A 22,459-nucleotide genomic window follows, 5' to 3' on the forward strand; every position below is an offset into this window, starting at 1 on the left:
GTGCATTTTTCGGACTTGTACTCATGAAAAACCAGCTTTTATTACCAGTTATTGACTCCAAAACTAGAGAGTCAACGCTGTTATATTTCAGAAAGCAACCCTATAAACCAAAGAAAAAGCAAGCTTTAATTCCTAACCTCAAACGAGATTTAAAGCATGGCTGGCTTTTAACAATTCTCGCACAAATAGACCGATGTTTATGGGGAAGGTGGGATTATTGGGCTTTGTGTCAAGCTGTCCCCGCTCATGCCTGGATGCGGTGGAAGATGGAGCCAATGCTAGCCATTCTGGAGAACAGAAAACCAGAAATTTTACCCAAATTTGTAATTGAGGAAACTTTGCCAGCAGAACCGATTCCCCAAATCGAATGGCAGCATTCTCCTACCGCAGAAGCCATGCTAGATAACACTCTCAATTGCATTCCTCAACATGGAGAATGGAAAACTTGGTCAGCTTGGGACTATTTGGAGTTTTTCTTGGACTGGGTTTTGTTCGCATTCGGACATCCAGCTTATAAAATGTTACCCAAAGAACCCGCCGGCTGTGAAGGTGCATCAATGCGTCTTTATCAGATGTTTGACCTGTCAATTCTCATGCTATATCCTGAAGATTATATGGGCAGACTGCTACCCCAAATCTGCGGAAAGACTGCTCAAAAAAGTTCAGGGTTTTATCCGACACCCTTAGCTTTATGTCAGTTCATATCTAAGTTAGTCAGTGGTGATAAAACAGAGCGAATTTCCAGCTTCAATGAACCTGCGTGCGGTACGGGTGCTTTAATGTTAACACAGTCAAATTACTGTCTGAGCGGTATCGGTCAAGATATAGACCCTACTCTGTTAAAATGCGCTTTGTTTCAGTTTTATCTGTTTTCACCTTGGCTGGCTGTTCCGATTTGGTGGTTGGGTCAAACTGATTTGCTCCTTGGCAATACTTTAAGTAGCGATCGACCCCAATCAATGAACGCCACTTATTGGTACACTGAGTGGTTTGAGCCAGTCGAGTCTCAGGCTAAAAATCATACTGATTGTCCAGTCGAACATGAAATAAGTTCAGGAGAAAGCTCAGAAGTTATTGACTTGAATGAGAAGACATCAATTCACTCAAATCCAGTAGTTCAAGAAGTTGTTAAGGGCAAACGCCGACCCAGAAATACGACAACCTCGCCTCATCAATTTACGCTGTTTAATTTGGACGATTTCTAGCCCAATAGCTGGTAAAAGTATAGTCATTTATTGCATGACATGGGAGGCGTTAAGTCCCTCCCCCTTCTCTTTCACTTTGAGCGGATCGTAAGGATTCAGGTCTAAAAACTTGCGGCTCCAACGCTTGTCTGGTAAGGGTTTTAGGGCAAAATAAGGGTTTTTGTCTTTCGTGGTTGATTGTCAATAAAGGACGAAAAACTGTCATTTTTTGTCATTTATTGAGAATAGAGATTTATTTAGCATCAAGCTCCATATCTAAAGTCTTTGCCCAGCAAGGAGTTCAGTGACCTGAATCCTTACAGCGGATCGACCCGCCTCGGCTGAACTACGCAGCTCCCTATCCCATTGCGGAACGCATTTGGGATTGCTTTTCTGAGGATATTGTACGCTGCATTCACATCGGAATTAATTAGCTGACCAGTCGATGTTTTATACAAACCACGCTTAATTCGCTTACCAGTAAACACAGGCTCTTTTTCTGTTTTCCCGTAAACAGGAATTGGATCTAAACCCAGAAAGTTGGCTCGCGACGTGTAGGATTCTTCCTTCACAATCACCGTGATTCCCGCCAACCGAGCTTTGTATTCTAACATCTCAATTAATCGAGAGTGAGGGATACTGACAAAATTTTGGTTAGTTTGTTTACCTAGATTGATATCGGTTTTCCACTGTGCATTTTTGCCGATTACTAGCGTTCCAATTTGTTTCGCTACCAAATGGTCAACAATCACACGGCTAGCATGATGTAAGTAATTATCAACTTTTTGATGGCGACAGCGAGTTAAGCGCTGAATGCGGGGCGAAGTTTTGCGATTCCCTTTTAACTGGGATTGCAATCGTGCTTTCCGCTTATTGTAAAACTGGTTAATCGATTTCAATGGTCGCCCGTTAATCAACAAAGGGATAAATCCCGGTTGATTTGAAGTTAACGCCACTAAATTGTCCAGTCCTAAATCAATACTAGCTACAGAGTTGGCATTGCCAAAAATGGACTCCGCTTCACTTCGACTACCCTCAGTACAAGCATCATAAATCACCTCAATTATATATGAATCACATTTCGGAACCAGTCTAACTTGACAAATCTGGTTGGGATTGACTTTAGTTTTAATTAAAAGTTCAGTGCCGGAAAGTTTAATGATTCCTTGTTTCAACTGTTTGCTGCTAATCGCTTGAATCGTGTAGACGAGAAGGTTTCGCCCTTTGACCTTATCTTTGTACTTCGGCAGTTTTGGGCTACCCGTGAATTTTGAAGAATCAACTTTGTAAGCTTTAACAGCTTCAAAAAACGATTTCCAATTCTTGTCTAGCAGCATCAAGATTTGCTGACTAACTTTAGCAGGCAAAGCCTTGTATGCTTCATGAGACTTCATCAAGCGGTTCGTTTCGTTGTAATTAACATAGCCCCACCCATAAATAAAACTCTGACGAATAACGTAATTGGCGGCATTGTAGAGGTTTTTGGACTTGAAAGCTAGTTCGTCAATTTGGGCGAAACGGTGTGACGTTGATTTAATGATGTGCCTCTCTGTTAGTTGCATTTGAGACTTGCGTTTTTTGGGCTATGCGTATTCCTTGTTCAACACTCACAACAATATAATACCATTATTGTTTATAATTGCTTATAAACTCAATGAAGTTTTACAATACGTACCTAATTCTCACTTGTGGCGGCGGGCGTAATGTTATGAGTAGGCTGGACTTCAGAAGCAAAACTGATTGTAGAAGCTGCTGCTTGAAGGATTTGTGCTGCCCAATCTACTACAGCCATCCCTTGAGTTTTAGCCGCATCTCGCATTTGGGCTTGCAAGTCGATCGGGAGCTGTAGAGTTAAGGTAAAAGTATCTCGTTGGGCTCGTTTTGCCTTTTTGACTAACTCTGGCTCGATCCATCGATCGAGCCACAATTTACATTTAGATCCTCGTTCGTTACCATCTTTCTCAATAAAGCTTAGTTTGCCTAGCTTTTGACAATAAAAACTGTGAGGGTCGTCTTGAACAGGCTCAAAACTGCAATGATAGCAATTCCAGCAGCTTCGGCATGGAGTTTCTGTCTGACTGGATGTTGCTCCCAATTCCCCAGCATTCTTTTGAGTGGATGCTGAAATTTCACGGTTTGACGGATGATTGGCTGTTTGAGTTCGTTGGTTTTTGGAACTGCTCTCGTTGTTAGACTTATTCCTCGAAATTTTTTTCTGGTGTTCTTCAACAACTTGGGCAACGTGAAAAGCCGTAAGTTTGCCGTTCGGAGCAGTAGAAACGGCTTGGGCCCAAGCCCTAGGCTGCTCTTGGGAGGGTAGTGCTGTTAGAGGGCGAACTTGGCGCTCATTGGCGGGAAGGATTTGTGCGCCATGGCGCACATTTTCGTACACGGTTGCCGCCTCGATCAATTGGTAAGCTGAGCGACGAGACATTTCCCACCGATTAGTGCAATAGTCTTCAAAAGTCGAGAAGTCTTGTCGGTAGAGACGCCGATCGCGGATATGGCGCAAAGCTTGCCCTATTTCCCAAAAAGCTTTCAAGCTCCGTTCGACTGTAGCTTCCAAGCTGCTTAATTCTAATGCTTCAGCATCAGTGAGCGTGCTCTGGGCAGACAAATCTTTAGCGTCGGCTTTGTTTAGCTGGCAGTCCTGTGCAACTCTCGCAGTGAGTTCAGCGCTGCGAACAACAGAGAAGTTATGTGCATCAGAACCGCGAACTGTGTTGGAGGATGACATTGATGTTCCGTCCGTCTTGCGGGGTGCAAGATTAAGTATTGCATAATGCAAGAGTAGTTGCGTAATCGATTAAGGCTTTGATGGCTCAAATTTTGTAGAAAAGGGGTAAAATACAGCAGGGGCAGTCAAAAATGCGATCGTCAAAAAATTGCTCAAACCTTGCAAATACAAGGACTTTACCGTTAAATAGATGTATAGTGCCAGGTAATTTATCTGATCCGAGGTAATTTATCTGATTCTCGAAAGATCCTGTCTCAATCCCTCCTGTAGCGAAGAGGTTTCTATGTTACAGAAAGTAAAATAGTGTACTGTAATAGCGTCAGGTAAGTACTTGTGACTGTTAGCTCTGTGTCTTCTCTTATACTCGATCGCCAAAAGCGGCTGACTCAGTTGATCGAGCTGCTGCTGAAAGAAGGCTGGACTCAAAGCGCTTTAGCGTCCGCTATCGGAGTAGATTTTTCAACAATATATCGGTGGTTAAAAGGAAAAACGATACCCGAATCCGATTCTAAGAACTTTCGGCAACTGGCAAAGTTAAGCGGTGGCAGTACCAAGACTCTGCAACTTTATTTGGATGGAGAAATATCCCTATCAGTTTATCAACGCGGTTTGGATGAAGTGGCGATCGGTCAGGTGAGTGGCAGCAAGAGGGTAGGCTCTGAAAAAATTAAAAAAGAAGTTTTAGCAAAGATCTATTCCCTCGATCCAGATGATATTGCCGATATCATTTCTTCCTCAGTAGCATTTTTAGCCAAACTTGTATAATTAGGTAACAAGCAGCCTACACCCTCACGGTTTTCGGTTGAGAAGCCGGAAAAGTCAGCGTCTCATTCCCCACTCCCCCTGACTTCTGGCGATCGCCGCTATTGCTCAGTCTTTTATGCTCTGAGCAATGTACCTCCTTACTCTATCCGACCTCAATCAAACTATTCATACTAGCCCACTACAAGAGCCGCCTCTTGTTCCTTCCTATCTGCAAGAACGCTTGCAACTGCTTGTCAAGCAAATTTTAATGGGATTACCTGTCGAGCCAATTCTCAACAGTCACCCCCAGTTACAGCAGTGGGTTTTCCAGCTCAAAGAACTATCGCCATCACTGTTTTTACCGCAGCGAAAGCTGTTTGTTGACATTCCAATTCAAACAAAACTAGACCGAACAAAAAGGGGAGTGACAGAAGAAAATTCTTCCCCTTCTCCTCCATTTAAAGTGATACAAGTCCGTACAAATGTGGGTTTAGTCAAAGGAACACCCAGACTAATTGAGTGGGCGATTCGCCATCCTGTACTGACTTGGCAAGACCGAGTTAAGTTATGGGTAGCTGCCGAATTCTTCGAGATCGAGCCTCACAAGCTGCAACTGATTATTTTGGCACTGCACCCGACTCAACCAGCAGAAAAAGTTCAGTTTGCCTGGGACAGTAAGCAACACCGACACACTCAAAATTGGCTTTTGACTACCCTTGAACCAGAGACAGAACAAACAGTTATCAAGCTTAATTGTTATCTAACACCTCAACCGAAGGAAGTAGCAACAGCTATCAATTTGGATGAAATCAACGAAGTGTCGATATAATCAGTTCACATTTTATTGTCATCCTCCTATCGAGAGATATCCACCTATTCCCAACGCAATCGCCCATTTCTTCTTTCCATAGGAGGATGACACTCTTTAATATGAGAAAAAACAATAGATATGGATAAAATGTAGTAGGAATCTTAGCCGTGACTGCAACTACCGCCACCCAACCAAAAACAAGCCAACTAAAAACCATCCTGATAGTTGAAGATGACCCGATGATGCAGCTTGGTCTACAGCATATCCTCAATAACCAACCCCATTTAACAGTAGTCGCACAAGCTGTTAACGGCAACGAAGCCGTCAGTGCCGCGCTGCAACACCAACCAGACATCGCCCTGATGGACATTGACTTACCCGGAATCGACGGTATTGCAGCCGCGCAGCAAATCAGAGCCGCACTGCCGCATACTCGCATCCTGATGCTCACCCACCACAGCAATCCAACTCAGGTAATGGCGGCTTTGTCAAGCGGCGCTCACGGCTACTGCGTTAAAGGCACTAACGCAGAACAACTTCTAGCAGCGATTACGACTGTGCAAGAAGGTGGCAGTTACCTAGACCCTAAGATTGCCGACTGCGTGCTGCAAAATCTCAAAACGCCACTGCCCGAAAGCTATGCGAATGACGACATCAAGCTGACAGAACGGGAAATGCAGGTTTTGCAGCAGCTAGTTGAGGGTAAAAGCAATAAACAAATCGCTGCTCAACTAGGAATGAGCGTCCACACCGCCAAAGGTCATGTAGAGATGATTATAGCTAAATTTGAAGCGAGCGATCGCACCCACGCCGCCGTTAAAGCACTGCGCTTGGGGCTAGTTTAACCGTTAGAATTAAGAAACTAATATAGCAATCCGTACATCAATTGCGAACCTCTCTCTTTTTTTCCTCTGCGCTCTAGAATAAAAAATCCCCTATAATTGATTGACCGCATAACAGGTTTTATCCACGTCTCTGTGCCAACCTTTTTCTCAATTCGTCAGCCGATGAGTGAGGCAATTGTTTTCCAAACCTTCTTGCAGTAGCCGCTGTTCAGCAGCTTCTAATTGTTTTAAAAAAAGTGGTTTTTGAGGCGTAGCTATCGCGTAGCAAATTATGATATCTTGTCAATCTTCAAACTTGGGCAATGTCAACCAAAACCTCGCTCCTTTTCCCAATTCGCTATCAACGCCAATCTCTCCGCCGTGAGCCTCAACAATTTGCCTGCAAATGTAAAGTCCCAATCCCAACCCTTGCCTTAAACTAACTCCAACTCCCCTCGTATAAGGCTCGAATAATCTTGCACATTGCTGAGGAGAAATTCCGGCCCCATTGTCTGCAACCGTACAGCGAACCATCTCGCCTTCCTTTTTAGCTTCTACAGTCAAAATAAACCCAGACTGATTGTATTTAACAGCATTGTCGATCAGATTGCCAAACACCCGCCAGAGCTGCTGACCATCAGCATTGACTAAAGGCAAATCTGCTGCAAAAAGCTGCTTAACCTTGACTCGATGCTGGTTGAGAATTGGTAATCTTTCAATAAGAATATTTTGGACTAAAGTGGGCAGCGACAGCGGCTTCATGGCTAAAGAAGCACTTTTCACATCAAACTGTTGTGTTGCTGTTAGTGACTCAATCAACTGGAGTTGGCGCGAACAGCTTTGCACCATAACCTCCACAGTCCGCCTATCAATAACAATGTTGCTGCCAGCATCATTGAGGCGACTTCGCAGCAGCAGCGACATTCCTGATAGAGGCGATCGCAAATCGTGCGAAACAGCGTGCAACAGCATTCTTAAATTGGCTTCTGCTTGCTGTCTTTCTTGAATTTCCTGGCTGAGCTGAACATTTTGTGTAGCCAATTGCACGTTAGCGCAGCGAAGTTGTTGCTGTAAACGCTGCATTTTAAGTTGGGCAGATACCCGCGCTAACACTTCAACAGGCTCAAAAGGTTTTATAATGTAGTCAGCACCGCCCGCCTCAAACCCTTTTACTTTGTCAAATACGTCATCTAAAGCGCTGATGAAAATTATAGGGATATCACAAGTAGCTTCAGATGCTTTAAGTTGACGGCAGACTTCATAACCATCCATACCGGGCATTTTTATGTCTAGCAAAATCAAGTCGGGCGCTTGCAACTCTACTGCTTTTAAAGCTCGCTGTCCACTAATCAACTTCCTGACTTTGTAACCGTTTTCAATTAGCAATTGAGAAAGTAGTTGAATGTTAGCGGGAATATCGTCAACAATCAAAATGTCAGCCAAAAATTGTTTAGTTTGCTCCATCATCTATCGCCACCAAAGGACAGAGTTTTGAGTTTTTTCCGAATATTGCCAACCGCTATTTTCCCAGCCGCGCTGTTCGCACCAGCAGCATTAACAGGCGACTCAACATCAGCCACAGTCACGGGTTCTTCTGGATCGTTCGGATGTGGCAGCAATTGGTAAGCGAATCGAATCCGCTGATCCAGCTCTTCATCTATATTGAGCAGTTTACCCGTCTGCTGCTCTACTGACAAAGCTTTCGCCCGCCTTTCAAGCTGCGGTCTGATGCTGCTGTCCCACAGTTGTTCAGACTCTTTAGCTCGCTTTATGTCGCCGGGCCGCACCGGAATCTTGAGAGGGTAGGGAAATAAAGCTTCCGTCCCCGTTGCGTAGGCCGGTGAAGTGATCACGCACTTGCCTTGAGGAAACCTCAGAATTTCGTCAGGACTAATCAGCGGTTTCTTTTGCAACTGTTCGCCCCAGTTGACAGAACGGCTCGTTTGCTGTCCCGTCGAGCTGCCGGTCGATCGATTTTTTACCAGCACTTCCACTTCCCCGTACCGCTTAGAATATTTCTCGGCTGTCTCAAAATCGCCGGGGTTGAAGAGGACATGAGTTGACAGAGCACTGGCGATCGCAGCCCCTTTTTTATCCCCATAGAGATTATAGAGTTGATTGAGCGATTGAATGCCAACAATCGGTACGCCGCCAGCAGAACGATATTCGTTAGCCCACTGATCCATTCTGTCGAACTTGAGAGATGGAAACTCGTCTAAGCAGTACAAAAATGGGTCAGAACGTACCCGACTCAAATTAGACACCACACATAAGTGAATAGCAGCAGCTAACAGCGGCCCCACTACAGTGCGTCTTTGGTCATCTAATTTGAAAATAATGCACTTTTTCCCTTCTAAAGCAATTGGAATTGTGCTGCGACCAATAAATGCCCGCAACAAATCTTTTTGAATGAAACTGGAGTAGGTTGCCTCTGCGGTTGCCTTAATGCCCGCCACTGTTTTTTCAGCATCTTTTGAACTTAATAACTGCGAAAAACTAGAGGCAATCCACCTGTCCATTTTGAGGGGATGATCGTCGGGTCGGTGAACGGCGTGGTCGATGCGCTTGACCAAATCAGGCAGTTGAATAATTGCGTACACAAAAGCTAAATCCGGGTAAGGACTGCTTTTTGCCAACTGCACTAAACCCTTCGCCATCAACTCGCCTGCTTTCTCAAAAAACTCATTGCCTTTACTCTCCCCCGGACTAGCATTTCGAGCAATAACTTGTCCAATTTCTGCTGCCATTACTGCATCTTGTGCATCTCTCATAAAATCCAGAGGATTGATAGTGCCGCTGTAAGCTTCCCCTGGCGCAAACACTTGCACATCGTAGCCATAGCGCACTGCAAGGGGTGCAAGCACTTTCATCTGGTCTCCTTTTTTGTCGTAAATAATGGCAGGAAAACCTTGCTGGAATGCACTTTCAACCATCCGGTCAATGACGCTGAATGTTTTGCCAGAACCCGGAGCACCAATGACTAAAGTTCCGCGTTCTGCGTGGGGAAACCAAACCGTCGGATTTGCACCTAATAGCGTTTGCAATCGAGCACTCAATCCCTGACAACTTTTAAACCAATAAGTCGGCGTACCGCTCCACAAAGTAACGGGCTGCCGTTTTTTTTCTTTCATTTGCTTGAGGGCAGAGCCTGTGGCTGCCAATTTTTCAGCCGTCCCGCACAGCCGCCCGGAGGTAATTTTCCCTTTCCCGTTTCCAACTAATTTGGAAGCAATAAGTAAGCCTGCCATTAGCCCTAACATTGCCAGTCCCTCTGGCTTCATAAACTGACCCAACAACCCGCCAAAATCGATGCTAGTTAACGAACGTTTAGGAGGTTGAACTGCCATTGGTATCAAGGTAGCTTTGTTAATTTTAGGCAAAAATTGCAAATTGTTCATTTTTTTACCTCTTAAAAAACTAAATGTTTCCGATAGCGGCTATCGCCTCAAGGGGGAGACCATGACAAAAATAGGTAAACAATGGTAAGAAGCAATAACGCGAAATCTCCCAGTAAGACAGTACAGAATTCTAGTGGAAACTCCAACAGGCAAAAGAACAAGAGTGCTGATTATTACGAGATAGATCCGGAGCTATTCAACAGTGATTACAACCAAACTCGCAAGCCCTCTTTGCCCTATGGAATCGTGATTAACGATAACCCAGCAGGTATTTTGCTCCCGAACGACCAGCTTGTCAAAGCGGAATGGCACGTAATGCCTAATGTTGAGGAATTGACAACGGTCGAACTAAGCGAAGAAGTGACAGGCTTACTGCTCCCAAAAGCGAGAATGTTGGTATTAGCTTGTGTGCCTGAGTACATCCGCTACAAAGATATTGAAGAAAATGGAGAATTAGCAGGTAGTTTTATTGGGCTTTACGACGAATATCGCGATTCCCTCGATAAAAAGACGCAGGAAGTGTGTTCCGAACACGCTCTCATCTTTCTAAATCCCAAAAACCAACCCCTGCATCAGGTACCGATTGTCGTCCGCTTCAAGAATGTAGCCCTCTGGAGCTTTAAGAGCGCTAGAGAAGAATTTTACCGCAATTTGGAACGGGCATTTGCTGATTGCTTTGGGAGAGATTACAGCGGTAAAAATGACAAGTGGCGCTCTTTGGGAGTGTTGAATGTCGAATTTAGAGCTATCAAAGAAGGGGAAGGCAAAAATAAATCGTTTTGCTGCAAAACTCACAGCATTACTCAGCCAACTGATGCTAATTTTCCCAAGCTATTTCTCGGTCAAAAACCACAAAAGAAATTGATTTGGGGACTGCACAATAGCATTGCTGGGTTCATTGACGCTAGCGAGGCCGGGTTGCCAGCTATAGCTGCTGGTGTCGAACCTGAAGTCCAGGCGTTGCCAGAAAGCGTAACTAACCGCAAAAATCGAGGTAAATTGTCGCCCCCTCGCAAAATTGCACAAGTTGAAGGAGGAACAGACTCAGAATTAGAGGAGTTAGATGAATTTTCCGAGGCTGCTGAGGTTGAAGTTGAGGTTGATTCAGAAGAAGATTTTGACTTCGATGAACCCGCAGACTACTAAACACTAACTACTGAAAAGCTGGCTGTCAGCAAGTTGATAGGTAAGGCCGTCGTAGCAAAATTGAAGCTGGCGGCGGCCTTCTTTGGAAAGCTGATTCACTCCTAGACAAGGCAAACCCTCGTGTGAGGAACTGTCAGCCTTAAACAAAGGAGTTTTCAGCGGTTTATGGGGGTCGAGATAAGCTGCAAATACTTCTGTTGGCATTTGACTTGAATCATTAGGAATTAAGTAGCCAACATAAAGGCAGCCTTTTGTGCCGCACAGAGTGGAATTATTGAAATCATAAAGGTTCAGCCGTCCTACCGAGCCATTAACTTGCCACACTCGCATTCTCTTAATTGCTTCCGCCGCTGCACTTTGCCCAGCCGCTACTTTGAGTTCTGGAAGGCTGCTGTGTTCCTTTACAATTAGGGTTAAAGTTTCTTTTGGAGTGACTCGCAAAGCTTGTTGCCAAGAAGCTGGTGTGGTTGTTGCTGAACTAGAATTCGTGCAAGCAACTGTCCCCAATAATAGCGACAGGGCGGTAAAAACTGTCAAACCAATGCGAAACCAGTAACCAAGTTGATTTAACCAAACCGGGGGGTTGACAATCTTTTGGGTGCCTGCTGTTTGTTGCTTAACTCTATTTTGTTTAACCATTTGTTACTCCACTCCTACAAAATACAAGAAAAAACAGGACACTAAAGCAGAAGAAAAAGACAATAAAAGAGAGATTGTTTTGCTGAACTAAGCTGTTGTATGTCTAAATCTTACAGTCAATTTTTATGACTTCCTTCGGGGAATACAAAACGACTCTACAATTTATATCCTGAACAGCTTAGAAGTCATATCTAATCAGTTGACATCGGAATTATTATCTCTCTCTTCTCTTTCTCTGTGTCCTCTGTGCCCTCTGTGGTTTAATCATTCCGATACCACCAATTTTGATATCAATGCCATAAAATTAATGGTTTCAGCAATTAAAAACGTCCTGGTTGTAGAGAAGGTTGTTAGACTTGTTAATAACTTGCTTTTCCACCTCCTCTTTCCCCTGGTTCAATGGGAGAGTGCAGCCGTGCCAAAACTAATTGCTAGTCCCAAACCGATTAGAATCATAAAAAGTTGCTGCTTTCGCTTGTAAAAAAGTCGAATTAAGAACCACATTCCCATCAAAAAAGAGCTAATGAACAGCGCAACCTTAATACTCCCACTAGCATTTAAAGTAATGCCGGAGCCGACCGAGTTGCTGATGCCATTGCTGTCACCAGAATTAGCTTGGCAATTGTCGCTGGTATTGTGGTTATAAAGCTCTCGAACTTTTTCCCCGTACTGTTTGAGAGAGTAGCCACCTAAAATGTTGGAATAGCTGGCATCAATTTTACTGCCAGAACCCCCAAAGTGTTTTTGCGCTACTCGCTCAATTAAGCGATCGCCCTTGAACACCTGCCCAGTTTTAGGGTCAATTTCCTGTTGGCTGCTGACTAAGTTCTCAGCTAGAGAATTTTGCAAGACTTTATCCTGAACAGCAGGAGGAAAATATTGGAAGAGTTCCTCTCTTGTAGGTTTTTGGCCTTTGTTGACGTTCAGGATAAAGTTAGCCGCCCCTGGAATTGAGCTGACAGCACGCTGCACTTCTTCCCGGTAACTCATCAACTGATAGCGACCGATCGCCCGCCCGCAGTTGCGAGCTCCTTCAGTACAAACCATCTCCCCAATGGCTTCGTAGTCGGCACTGGCTGCATTTTCCAAATTGGTGATTCCTTCGGAAAGCTTTGCTAACGCCTCCCCTAATGAAGCCACATCCACACCGCTCACGTAAGTCGCTGGGCGCGCGCACTCTCGCTTTGATTCAGGTACCGGCTGAGCTGGTAAAGCGTTTTTTTTAGCTTGATTTGAACTCAGCGGCTTTGAAGGTTTTGTTTCAGATGCGACGCCTTTTGAGCGAGAAATAGTGTTAGAAGAACCGCCCTCCAATCGACCGACAAACATAGGCGAATTAACGCTGTAACTGAGAAAGGGAACCGGACCAATAATGTAAGGCGATTTGCCGCAGGGCAAACTAAACCTGAAGTACAGAGCCGTGTCAACAGTATCGCTGGTTTCTGACGGTTCCATTACCACTACTTTAAACACTTCCCCAAAAGGATGCCGGCCCGTCGGTTCCCAACCGCTCAAACAGCCAGAACCGCCTCGTACTTCCTGATATTTGCCGCTAATCCACTGCTTGCCTTCTAGCGGCCCTGTGGCGCGGCGACCGGCGTTTTCCATGTCGTCGAGTTCGATATAAGCGCAATCTTTCTCGCAGGCTACCGCAAATCCTTCTACATCAGAACCGGAAATTGTATTAGAGCGTTTGCTTTCGTACCGACTGTAAATCATGTCAATTCGCATGATTGTGCTGCCAATAGACGCAATAGGAACCGGAAAACTAGAAAGCGGGACTTGACTCAGCAGCGGAATATTGCTGATGAGTTCCTCTGACCAGCCAGAGAACTGTTCTAAATTTACGCTATTAAGGTTGGGGATTTGGGCGATCGCAAACTCAGATAGGTCAATTTGGTTAAGTTTTGCCTGCGCTAGTTGCGGTACTTGTTTTACAGCTTGACCAATTGGTAATTGGTTGATGTTAGGGTTCACTCCGGCTATTTGAGAAGATAAAGAAGCAAGTGGAGGAACATCGCTCAATTGAAATTGGCCCAGATTCGGAACAATTTCAGCCAAGTGACCGACAGTTTGCTTACCAGCTAATGGAAATGCTGACAAGCTGATATTCTCTAAATTGATATCCCCTAGTGCCAATTGTTCAATTGCTTGCAAAGACAGAATTTCTGGTTTTACATCGTTAATGTCACCCAGCTTCAAGATGTTGTCAACAGAAGTGCCGGCTTGCCAGCTTCGACCGCCAGAACTTCCCGAACTAGCAACGGCGGGCAGGGAACTAAAGGTAATCTGGCTCCAATCTGGCAGCAAAACTCTAGATTGTTCTTTTTCCCAAATTTTAGTAGGTAAGGAACTAGCACTAGCAATTGATGGAAAGCTTAAGAAAGTAATGCAGATGAAAGCAAAAATTAGGCAGAGTGTACTGGCAGCTATTAAAGCCGAGCCTACCTGGCTTAATTTTATTAACTGCTTTGGACTGTTCATGGGAATCCTATTGATGTCAACTAAAATTAGGTAAAAAAACTGCTCTATTCTTTCTAATTTGGAAAAACTTTCAACTGTTTTTAAAACATTACGAAAAATAGAGCAGTATTGCATGCAGAAATTACCCATCAGCTAAATCCCTCTCCCCCTCTCTCCCCCTCTCTCCCTCTCGCCCTCTCTACCTTTCTCCCTCTTTTCCTCTCCATTTTAGGAATTACCCAAAAACCCGGTTTTTCTATGTAATTCCGTCATTTTAGGTTGAGGATGAGAACGAGAAACTGGGTTTTTTAGGTTGATGCGTCCTGGACTGCATTTCTCCATCTTCGCTTTTTTCTTTAATCAAGCTCCAGCTCAAGCTGTGGATTCGGGCGGACTGCTGAATCTGTCCAAGGAGTATCTGCTAGGTTGGACAAGTCATACACATTTTCTTGGTAAGCGTTGTCAAAATTACCTTGGCGAACTTCTTTAGATGACGAGTAACCGACAGTCAAATCGGGTGCCGATTCGTAACCGGAGTTGTTATAGCCGGAATTAGGTTCAATCGAAGCATTGTGCATGGTTTTTCTTAGTTTATGTGGTCAACAAGTCCAATTTAAATCGCATCTAGTTCCTGCAACTTCATTCCTGTGAGCGATTTCGTTCAGTAAAAATTACCCCCTCTAAATGGAGGGGGCAGCTTTATGAAGGTTGCCTAACGGCTCTCAGCACTAGGCAATTCTAGGAAGTCGAGAAAAATGTTTTTTAAGAGAGAGTAGGAACTAAAAGCTAAAGAATACCCATGCTTAAGAGAGGGGATATGATGCAGGTTGGGGTGCGTTCAAAGCTACCAAATTACTTCTGCATTTTTTATTAATTGTTCAATAACTCCAAGCAAATCACTTGGTTTGGTGCGAGAACACCTCCGACTTTTATTACTTGCAGCTCTCCGCTTTCGTCGGGATATTGTGCTTTAACTTGGGCAATTGCTGCATCTAAACTAGATGCCTGAGCAATATACACCTTCTCAAGAGCACTTAGTACCCAAATAGGTTTGGGCCACTTATGTCGAGGTTGAAGAATTGAATAGTGAATCACTTGACCAGTGTACTGAACAATTTGCTCGATCACAGTTTCCGAACAAAACTCCCCCAATTCTGACTCAATACATTGTTTGAGTTCTTTCGCAGGAATCTGCTCAAAAACTGATTCTAAGTGCATTAATGCTGGTCTTGTCTGCTCTAATTGAGTGTGTTCCTGCACGACTAATGACTCTACGAAATGACTCACCTGGTTGATTATTGAGTCAAAATCTAGCTCCATCAATAAATGCCCTAAATACTCCCTTAACAAATTTCTTAGCTTTTCATCAGAGATATTGATACCGCAGGTTTTCAGATAAACTGAAGGTTTATTACCCAAATTCCGACCGCAGCCAACTTCTCCATTAGCTGCATCTTCTGCTTCTATCAGTTCCATCAAGCGCGGATAACTGGTTGTATCATCTATTGTGGATGGGGGCTGGGAGGGAATTGAGTTACTCATTTGTCTTTCCTTAATGTTTCAAAGTAATTAAGATTGTCTGGTTCTTCAGGATCTGGACCGCAGTCTAGCAGCCCCACTTTCAACTTTCTATAAAATACTAGCGCACCAGGCAGTGCGTGGAAGCCTATCCTTCCTTGGTATCCTAGTTCCTCACTACGAGCGATCGCAAAATCTATCAGAGTTCCACCTACTCCCTTATAAGTTGGAGGATTGCTAATAGTTTGTCGATTCCAGGGAGCCGTTGCTAGGGCTCTGACGTAAACCAATCTTCGTCTCAATTGAGACTCAATATAGCAGCGTTTTTTTAAAATATCGATAGTCATTAAACCCTGAGTTATGCCATCACACTCAATGGCATATAGTTCATCTCCTGGTAAAAATTGAGTTCGATAGCTTTTACTAACCCAATTCCAGTATTCATCTTCTTCTCCACTCCCTCGAAGGGTTGGTTCCCAGAGGTTTGTGGCATCTTCTAAATGCTTCTCAGTAACGGATGTCAGGATAGCATTAACTACCTGTCGATCTCGAACTCTAAGAAGCTGGATAGGGCGATTCAATTGCCAAACCTAATTATTGTGACAACTACATTATATATCCTAATCTTTAAATTTAAATTCAAGCAATATTTTCCCACCCACCTCTATATAAAAATCTTTTTTACAATCTAATCGTTCCGAATTAAAGTCGCACTTAACAGTGCTGTATGGGTGAAGTTCATACATCTGAGCTCACCGTTATGAAAAAACTCCTCGCTATCGCTCTAACAAGCCTTTTGCTCTTAATGGCAACAGACGCTAACGCAGTCGTCTGTAAAAAGATTACAGAGGGCAAACCCGGCTGCGACCTTTTAGGCGGCACTTGGGATAGTCAAAACAACTGTTGCCGACTCTAAAGTTGGCAACTATTTTGTAAGGATTCAGGTCTAAAAACTTGCGGCTCCAACGCTTGTCTGGCAAGGGTTTTAGGGCAAAATAAGGGTTTTTGTCTTTCGTGGTTGATTGTCAATAAAGGACGAAAAACTGTCATTTTTTGTCATTTATTGAGAATAGAGATTTATTTAGCATCAAGCTCCAGATCTAAAGTCTTTGCCCAGCAAGGAGTTCAGTGACCTGAATCCTTACACTATTTTCAATGAAAACCAGGCAACCCCTGGTTGTTTTTAGACCAACCGCCATCCTTTATGTCTTTTACCTTATTTCTAAAGTTCAGGACTTAAATTGATTTACAAAAAACCGAATAATAACTCAATACGCTTGGGTTAGCGCTTTCAGACGAATTTAATTTCACGGATTTTTTGGAATTCCCGACTTGTGAAAGGAAGTCACATTGTTCTGAGTCCAAGCGTATTGACTTAAAACTCGTATACTTCCCAAATAAAACCCATTATCCTCAAGCTACCTAATCTCGAATACCGGCTTAAAAATAATAAAACTTCGTGCATTTTTGACAGAAAGATAGCCTTTCACTTTTTTTAGAAAAGCAAGTAATTATGAAACCTACTCCGCTAAACCAGCAGAAACAATCAACCGCTATTCCAACTTCTTTGACGCCCGAGAAACTTAAAATAGCTCAGTTCCCAGTTACACTTAAAACCCCTTACCAACTGATCGATACTGCTTTCAATCTTGAAACAGCCCTTCAACCATTCCAACAAGCAAAAATTATCGGTATAGACTGCGAAACGACAGGGCTTGACCCATATCAAGCCAAAATTAGATTGTTACAAATTGCCATTCCTGACCATCCAGTAATCATTGTAGATTTATGGGCAATTGAACCGAGTTTTCTCGAACCATTACGCTTGCTCTTAGCGAGTCCTGCACTGAAGGTAGGTCACAACCTCAAATTTGAATGGCAAATGCTCACTTTTGCCGGACTGGAACCATCCAAACCCTTTTTCGATACCTATTTGGCTTACCGAGTGCTGACGGCTGGACTAAAACGCCATTTGTCCCTAGAGGCTGTCACTGAAATTTTGTTGAAAGTAAAGCTAGACAAAACGCAGCAAGTTAGCGATTGGTCGGGAAATTTAACACTCGCTCAACTGCAATATGCTGCTACCGATGCTGCAATCTTACTCCCGCTGGCTGCTGCTCTGCAACAAAAACTGAAAGCTTCTAAGCTTTGGAAAACTGCTTTACTAGAGTTTGCCTGTCTGCCTGCGGTGGCTTCTATGGAACTCAACGGAATGCTTTTAGATAGAGAACAGTGGAGAGTTTTGGGAGTGAAGCTCTGTCATCAACGCGACTCTCTTTTAAAACAAATTAATTCGCAACTCCATCGACCTAACCCTCACCAACAAATCTCTCTGCTGCCGGAATTTACGGATACAATTAATCCTCGCTCTCCCAAGCAAGTTCTAGCGGCTTTGCAACAGAAAGGCATTCCTGTTACTTCCACTAACTCTCAACATTTAATTCCTTTGCAACGCAAGTATCCTGTGATTCAAACACTGTTAGAGTACCGCAGCTTATCTACTCGTATCGATACTTTTACTCTGGGTTTACCTGAACGCATTCACCCGATTACAGGGCGCATCCATCCCAATTGGTTTCAGATTGGTGCTAGATCAGGACGGTTTAGTTGTCGAGAACCGAATTTAACGAATATCCCCAGAGATAAGGAAACCCGACAGTGTTTTAAAGTAGCACCCGGTTGTGTCCTGCTCAAAGCCGATTACAGCCAGATTGAACTGCGGATTATGGCGAAGGTTTCGGGCGATCGCACGATGGTGAAAGCCTACTCTCAAGGGGAAGATTTGCACTCTCTGACAGCTTCTTTGGTGCTGGCAAAACCCTTATCTGAAATTACTCTCGAAGACAGACAGCTCGGTAAAATCATTAACTTCGGTTTAATTTATGGCATGGGAGTTACGAAATTTAAGAATATGGCTCAAGCAGAGCATGGAGTCACTTTAACGCTGCAACAAGCTTCACACTTTCGTAAGAAGTTCTTTGAATCCTATACAGGTATCAAACAATTTCACAGCAAAGTTCGGAGCGCCTGGAGCCGAGGTATTCGAGAGAGTCGGACAGTCTTAGGCAGAAGGAGATTATGGTCAAAAGATACTAAACCGCTGCTTAACGAAATGCTAAATAACCCAATTCAAGGGATGAGCGCTGACATTACTAAACTCGCTCTTGCTCTCATTTTTTCACCTCTAAGCTGCACGGATGCTAAACTGATTTGTGTGGTTCACGATGAAATTTTAATAGAGAGTCCTATCGAAGAAGTAAACCACGTTAAAGCAATGCTTAAAAAATGTATGGTGAGAGCCGGGAATAAATTTCTCTCTCCGATTCCTTGCGAGGTAGAAATTAAGGTGATGGAAAGTTGGGGAGGGTAAGAGATTAACGGGGAAAGATGGGGGAGTGGGAGTAGGGAGAAAACGAACCGATGCTATTGCGATTTATCATGCACTCAAGTTTTCTCGTAAGCAGGTGGCCGATACTCGAATAACTCTTGCTCTCCCGCCGCAAATTTAGACCCATCCCTCCCAGAAGCAGGCCGAGCAAAGGACGCTTTGTTGCGAATCCCCTGGATATCTTCAGAAGAACGCTCAGACGATAGCACAAATTGAGTTCTCTGATAACGCAAATGGGCCAATTCAATTTTACCAGGTCGCCCTTCACAATAAGCTCGCTCAGCACAGCGCTTTACTGCGATCGCAATTTCAGCACTCGTTGCTCCGGCATAATCAGATAGTAGCGAATACCACTGCCTGTCGCTCCAAAGATTCTCTTTTCCTTCCCCAAACTGCTCTGGGAAATACTTAGCTAAGTGCAAATTGAAAATCTCATAGCGAGCGCCGCTGTGTGGCAAATCCACAAACCAGATTCCGCCGTCGTCAAATCTGCGGATAAGTTCAGCCGGCAGCATTTCTAAGCGGTTAACAGTAGCTAACATTAACACGGGGCTCTCATGTTCCTGCATCCATGTGAGCAATTTCTGCGACAGCCGCCTAGCTACACCGCCATCAGCATTTGATTCCCAGCCAGAAAAACCCTTGTCAAAATCGTCAAAGAACAGCACGCAGCCGCCCAAATTATCGGCTGTATCCAGCATTTTGTTGAGAGCGCGATCGGGATTAGAGGAACCTAGAATATTGCCCCAACTTGCTGCTAAAAGCGCATAACCTAGCTTCTTAGCAGCTAGCTTTGCACTCAAACTTTTGCCCGTCCCCGGCGGCCCCCACAGCAGCATTCCTTTGGGAGGTCTGAGGTGATATTTCTTGGCATCAGCTTCTGACAGCTTTACGACTTCGCTCAAATAAGCGTCTAATAAATCTAAACCGCCAGCATGAGGCACGTCTGGAGAAGCAATGAACTCCAACCCCTGGTCTCGAAGTTGCGATATTTTATGCTCCAATACCAACTGTGCGATTTGGACAACTGAAGCTGTCACACAGAGCGATCGATCTAACACTAATTCAATTTCAGCAGTTGGCAGCCCTAGACTCGAAACAGCCAGCCGTTTTTTAGCAGCTACCGCATCTGAACCAAAATCAAGGGAACAATTGCGATCGCAAAAATTATCCACAAGAACTTCGACTTCAAAGCGATCGGGTAACGGACATTTGAGTAGAGGAATTAATGGACTTAGCTTTGATGGCAGTTGGATGTACTCGCCCAAAAGTATCCAATATTGGTTGGCCCAACGCCCTTTCAGCTCAAAAAATGCGTTAGCTAATTGAGAATAACGGCGGACAAGAGGCTGTTCGCTACTGCCTGACTCCAAAATATCCTCTAACAAAAAGATACCGGGATAGTCATTTTCCAGCAGAAATTGCAGGACATCATTCTCGACAGATAGCTCAGTTTTGCAGAGGACGCATTCACTATTATACATCTCTGAAAAAGCATCTGAAACGCTTGTCATGTTTGAGTGAAAACCTAAATTTGGGAGATGTTTATCGAAACACTGCACCTGTTGAAGAGTTGACTGCACCTGTTGAAGAGTTGACTGCACCTGTTGAAGAGTTGCATAGCCAGGATTCCAATAATAAACAGGTAAACAACACTCATTAGCGTACTGATGAAATGATGACAAGATTGTTTGGCGATCGGCACTGTAATATTCGAGGGCAATAATGGGAGTTTGAATAACTCTTAAGTTAGACCAGTTATTGAAAATCTTCATGCGTTATACACCACTACTTACAGGAGATTTAACATAAAAGTTAACTAATGTAATTAAAATTTAACTTCCTGCTAATGAGCGAAATACGCCCCCTCAACTGGAGGGGGTAATTGTGCCTAACGGCACTCATAAATTGATGTTATGTAAGTTAAATTGTCAATCATGGCCACAACTAAAAAACAAACAGCAGCCACTCCAAATCGCTCTCAGTCACCAGTGCCTGCTAAATCAAAACCGCCTGAAAAACAGAACAGTCAAACAGTCGGCAGTAACAATGGAGCTAAATCAAAACCTCAACCTAACCTCAGCTCCGAGCAACTTGCTGGCGAGCTAGTCAAACAGATTCGCAATACAATTCATAAGAAATACGGTGTGACTATTCAGCGTCGCGATAGCCGTATTTCGACAAAGGTTGGCCACGCAATTCGCGAAAAACTGGGATTGGATATTCAAGCTCAGTTGAACAAGCGCAACGGCAATGGCAATGGTAAAAAGTTCGACTGGCAAGAGTGGAACAATACTGTGTTTCCCAAGCTAGTTGGCCGGCCCGATGAACTCAAGTATGATGTCGAAGTTGTTGCTTTAGCGATGAGCCAACTTTACGATACAATTGCTGACAATCCACAAGCTGCCATTGCCGATTTAATGGAGTTCAATGCTCAAAGCTTAAAGCGTCGCAACGAGTTAGCTAAATCCTCTGAAGAAGATACTGAAGAACTCGATGAGGACGACGAACTAGATGATGAAGATGATGAAATTGATGACATACTCGATGAAATTGATGAGGATGACGAAGACGAGGAAGGCGATGAGGATGAGGATGATGACGATGAGGAGGATGATTTTAGTTTAGACGAAGAGGAAGAATTTGAGGAAGACGACGAATAATTGCTAAAGTTTGATTAGAAAGCTCTGCTGAAAAAGCAGAGCATTTTTTTGCCTCTATCGAGGCCTTTTCCACGAATCGCGATGCTGGGTAATGATTGTCGCCACCGTCCGAATCAGGACGCTCTGGGAAGCAGACCCAACAAATTCACAATCAAGGAAACTTTGACCTTGGTTGTGAATTTAATTTTACCCACTCACCCACCCACTAAATTTTTTGAATTAATTGTAATTAGCAGACTGCCGTCGCTTTAGTTGTGAAAAAAAACACGCTTGAGGGTTAATCATGGCTAATCGCAAATCCGCTCCAACTCCGATGCAAAAGCAATTTGCAGAAACTCTTGAAGAACAGCGCTTCGAGATGTTTTTGCACGTTGCCCGCGAGTTGACGGGACGTGCCAAACAACGACAGTTGCAGAAAGGTAAAGCTCTTGACTGGGAAGCGTTCAATACTTGGTTTAACAAGCAATATGAAGGCTACTCGGCTGACGAGATGCTTGAAGAAATCTTGAGCAACGTTTACTGGCTTTCATCTGAGCAAGCTGTGATTGACTTGCACTTCCGTTATATCGAATCGGCAGTCAAAGCTTCTCATAAGAAAAAGGCAACCGACGATAATGAAGAGATTGATGATTTTGTCAAGTAATCAATGACGACCCCCGATAAAGGGGGAAAAATCCTGCTCAAAGCAGGATTTTTTTGCTCCCGCCCACCCACCGCACCAGTTCCGTTTGCGATATTTGCGATCGCATTCTCAGAAGGCTTTAGTTAAACGTTACCTGCATCTAAGCTACATAGCAGCATATCTGCCGGCCGCGAAGATTTGTTGTGCGGTTAATTGCAACTCTGGAAACATTGAGGAAATAAGCCGATCGTCATTTTGAAACAACTGTTTTTGATACTCGTCTTCTCGCAGCGTACAAATAGTAACTGTCGGTTGTTTGGGT

At 44.0% G+C, this 22,459-nt stretch carries 18 protein-coding genes; 8 read left to right on the forward strand and 10 right to left on the reverse strand.

Annotated elements, in window-relative coordinates; genetic code table 11:
- The first annotated feature begins 23 nt into the window (after nt 1-23).
- Nucleotides 24-1,205 carry a hypothetical protein gene (locus QUA50_RS19315; RefSeq protein WP_333265971.1) on the forward strand — a complete coding sequence of 394 codons (1,182 nt, stop codon included), beginning with the start codon at nt 24-26 and terminating at the stop codon, nt 1,203-1,205.
- Nucleotides 1,206-1,501: 296 nt separating this feature from the next.
- Here the strand turns inward: QUA50_RS19315 and QUA50_RS19320 are convergent, their stop codons facing one another.
- Entirely contained in the window at nt 1,502-2,746 is a 1,245-nt protein-coding gene (locus tag QUA50_RS19320) for a transposase (RefSeq protein WP_333265973.1), read from the reverse strand.
- 113 nt (nt 2,747-2,859) lie between these two features.
- Nucleotides 2,860-3,921, reverse strand: a complete 1,062-nt coding sequence (locus QUA50_RS19325) for a hypothetical protein (protein ID WP_333265975.1) — start codon at nt 3,919-3,921, stop codon at nt 2,860-2,862.
- 333 nt (nt 3,922-4,254) lie between these two features.
- Between QUA50_RS19325 and QUA50_RS19330 the strand changes: the two genes are divergently transcribed.
- The 3 genes from QUA50_RS19330 (at nt 4,255) to QUA50_RS19340 (ending at nt 6,321) form a co-directional block, all read left to right on the forward strand.
- Nucleotides 4,255-4,686, forward strand: a complete 432-nt coding sequence (locus QUA50_RS19330; protein WP_333265977.1) for a helix-turn-helix transcriptional regulator — start codon at nt 4,255-4,257, stop codon at nt 4,684-4,686.
- Between the two features lie 127 nt (nt 4,687-4,813).
- Nucleotides 4,814-5,494, forward strand: a complete 681-nt coding sequence (locus tag QUA50_RS19335) for a hypothetical protein (RefSeq protein WP_333265979.1) — start codon at nt 4,814-4,816, stop codon at nt 5,492-5,494.
- A gap of 149 nt (nt 5,495-5,643) precedes the next feature.
- A complete protein-coding gene (locus QUA50_RS19340) occupies nt 5,644-6,321 on the forward strand; it encodes a response regulator transcription factor (RefSeq protein ID WP_333265981.1) in 678 nt (225 codons plus the stop codon).
- Nucleotides 6,322-6,603: 282 nt separating this feature from the next.
- Here QUA50_RS19340 and QUA50_RS19345 read toward each other — a convergent pair whose 3' ends face one another.
- Together QUA50_RS19345 and QUA50_RS19350 are read right to left on the reverse strand one after the other, a co-directional pair.
- The gene (locus QUA50_RS19345; protein WP_333265982.1) at nt 6,604-7,767 is read right to left on the reverse strand and encodes a hybrid sensor histidine kinase/response regulator; all 1,164 of its coding nucleotides are present in this window, start codon (nt 7,765-7,767) and stop codon (nt 6,604-6,606) included.
- Nucleotides 7,764-9,698: a type IV secretion system DNA-binding domain-containing protein gene (locus QUA50_RS19350; RefSeq protein ID WP_333265984.1), complete on the reverse strand. Its 1,935-nt coding sequence runs from the start codon at nt 9,696-9,698 to the stop codon at nt 7,764-7,766. The genes QUA50_RS19345 and QUA50_RS19350 overlap by 4 nt, the downstream gene beginning before the upstream one ends.
- Before the next feature lie 81 nt (nt 9,699-9,779).
- On the opposite strand from QUA50_RS19350, the gene QUA50_RS19355 reads away from it, so the two are divergent.
- Nucleotides 9,780-10,844, forward strand: a complete 1,065-nt coding sequence (locus tag QUA50_RS19355) for a DUF5895 domain-containing protein (RefSeq protein WP_333265986.1) — start codon at nt 9,780-9,782, stop codon at nt 10,842-10,844.
- A gap of 3 nt (nt 10,845-10,847) precedes the next feature.
- On the opposite strand, the gene QUA50_RS19360 is transcribed toward QUA50_RS19355, so the two are convergent.
- From QUA50_RS19360 to QUA50_RS19380, 5 genes are all read right to left on the reverse strand, one after another.
- A complete protein-coding gene (locus QUA50_RS19360; RefSeq protein WP_333265988.1) occupies nt 10,848-11,483 on the reverse strand; it encodes a hypothetical protein in 636 nt (211 codons plus the stop codon).
- 396 nt (nt 11,484-11,879) lie between these two features.
- Entirely contained in the window at nt 11,880-13,967 is a 2,088-nt protein-coding gene (locus QUA50_RS19365) for a hypothetical protein (RefSeq protein WP_333265990.1), read from the reverse strand.
- 335 nt (nt 13,968-14,302) lie between these two features.
- Nucleotides 14,303-14,524, reverse strand: a complete 222-nt coding sequence (locus tag QUA50_RS19370; protein WP_333265992.1) for a hypothetical protein — start codon at nt 14,522-14,524, stop codon at nt 14,303-14,305.
- A gap of 292 nt (nt 14,525-14,816) precedes the next feature.
- Nucleotides 14,817-15,488: a hypothetical protein gene (locus QUA50_RS19375; protein ID WP_333265994.1), complete on the reverse strand. Its 672-nt coding sequence runs from the start codon at nt 15,486-15,488 to the stop codon at nt 14,817-14,819.
- Nucleotides 15,485-16,045 (reverse strand): hypothetical protein, encoded by a 561-nt coding sequence (locus QUA50_RS19380; RefSeq protein ID WP_333265996.1) that lies wholly within the window; start codon nt 16,043-16,045, stop codon nt 15,485-15,487. Before QUA50_RS19380 ends, QUA50_RS19375 begins: the two co-directional genes overlap by 4 nt.
- A gap of 932 nt (nt 16,046-16,977) precedes the next feature.
- On the opposite strand from QUA50_RS19380, the gene QUA50_RS19385 reads away from it, so the two are divergent.
- A complete protein-coding gene (locus QUA50_RS19385; protein WP_333265998.1) occupies nt 16,978-18,834 on the forward strand; it encodes a bifunctional 3'-5' exonuclease/DNA polymerase in 1,857 nt (618 codons plus the stop codon).
- 74 nt (nt 18,835-18,908) lie between these two features.
- On the opposite strand, the gene QUA50_RS19390 is transcribed toward QUA50_RS19385, so the two are convergent.
- On the reverse strand, nt 18,909-20,627 hold the full coding sequence (locus tag QUA50_RS19390; RefSeq protein ID WP_333266000.1) for an AAA family ATPase: 1,719 nt from the start codon (nt 20,625-20,627) through the stop codon (nt 18,909-18,911).
- Between the two features lie 162 nt (nt 20,628-20,789).
- On the opposite strand from QUA50_RS19390, the gene QUA50_RS19395 reads away from it, so the two are divergent.
- Nucleotides 20,790-21,515, forward strand: coding sequence for a hypothetical protein (locus tag QUA50_RS19395; RefSeq protein ID WP_333266001.1), 726 nt, complete (start codon nt 20,790-20,792; stop codon nt 21,513-21,515).
- Between the two features lie 283 nt (nt 21,516-21,798).
- Entirely contained in the window at nt 21,799-22,158 is a 360-nt protein-coding gene (locus QUA50_RS19400; protein WP_015179737.1) for a hypothetical protein, read from the forward strand.
- The last annotated feature ends 301 nt before the right edge of the window (nt 22,159-22,459 follow it).

It is taken from the genome of Microcoleus sp. M2_D5, assembly GCF_036701935.1.
GTDB lineage: Bacteria > Cyanobacteriota > Cyanobacteriia > Cyanobacteriales > Microcoleaceae > Microcoleus.